At 38.5% G+C, this 1,126-nt stretch carries 1 protein-coding gene; it reads right to left on the bottom strand.

The window, feature by feature from the left end:
• Positions 1–203 precede the first annotated feature (203 nt).
• Positions 204–1,126, bottom strand: a 923-nt coding sequence (locus HMPREF9333_RS11975) for an IS3 family transposase (RefSeq protein WP_005542448.1), incomplete at its 5' end; no start/stop codon positions are given.

Genomic DNA, 1,126 nt, shown 5'->3' with positions numbered 1-1,126 from the left:
TAAAGTGAACCCATTTGTCAAGACAATTTTCAAAAAAATTAAGTTGGATTTCGGAAGAGATTATTCCATCCCTTTCTCCCTTAGTTACCCACCAAGTGTGGATATATGAACTGTCAAGGGTGTGCTGCAAAGCAGCTTCCGAAGGAACCCTTTACAGCTCATATATCTGCACTTATACTACACAAGAGGGAGAAACAGGATAATTACCTATCCCGGTATATTTCTTCCGGTGTGCGGTATTTTAAGCGTGAGTGTGGACGCTCGTGATTATAAAATTTTATATAGTTATGAATTCCGATACGTGCTTCTTTTGGTGTCTCGTAAGCCTTAGGATATATATCCTCATATTTTATGGTTCGCCAGAGCCTTTCTATGAATATATTATCGTAGGCACGCCCACGGTGATCCATACTAATTTTAGAACCTGCATCCAGAAAAATCTGTGTGAATTTTGGGCTTGTAAAATGACTTCCTTGGTCTGAATTCATGATTTCAGGACTGGATACATTTAATGCCTTACGGCTGGTATCAAGAACAAAATCTATTTCCATAGTATCACTCAATTGCCAGTGTAGCACGAACCTTGAATACCAATCAATAATTGCTACCAAGTATAGCCAGTTTGTTTTTACAGGAATATAGGTGATATCAATCGACCAGACTTGATCCGGATGGTCGATTTTAAGCCCTCTTAGCAAGTATGGATATATTTTATTAGCCGGCTCAGGTCTGCTTGTATTTTGCCTTGGATATATTGCCTGTATACCCATTTCCTTCATATGGCGAAGGACTGCTTTATGATTAATCACATAATGCTCTATTTCATTCATATACCAGCAAATGCGACGGTATCCATACATTGGATATCTGGTATAGATTTTATCAATCATCTGCTTTATATGTAAATCTTCCGTGGAATGCGGAATCGGCTGATAATAAAGACCGCTTCTGTTAAGCTCTAAAAGGCGAACTTGTGTAGAAATAGGAAGGGTTGAGCCATTCATGTCAACAAGCAGACGGCGTTGTGCTACATTAAGCTCAGAAACCAGATTTTTTTTAAGCCACTCGTTCTGAGTGGTAAGTTTGCCAATCTGAGCATATAAATCATTTATTTCAGATTCATGTG

The sequence above is a fragment of the Johnsonella ignava ATCC 51276 genome (assembly GCF_000235445.1).
Classification (GTDB): domain Bacteria; phylum Bacillota; class Clostridia; order Lachnospirales; family Lachnospiraceae; genus Johnsonella; species Johnsonella ignava.
This window is presented reverse-complemented; position numbering and strand designations above follow the sequence as displayed.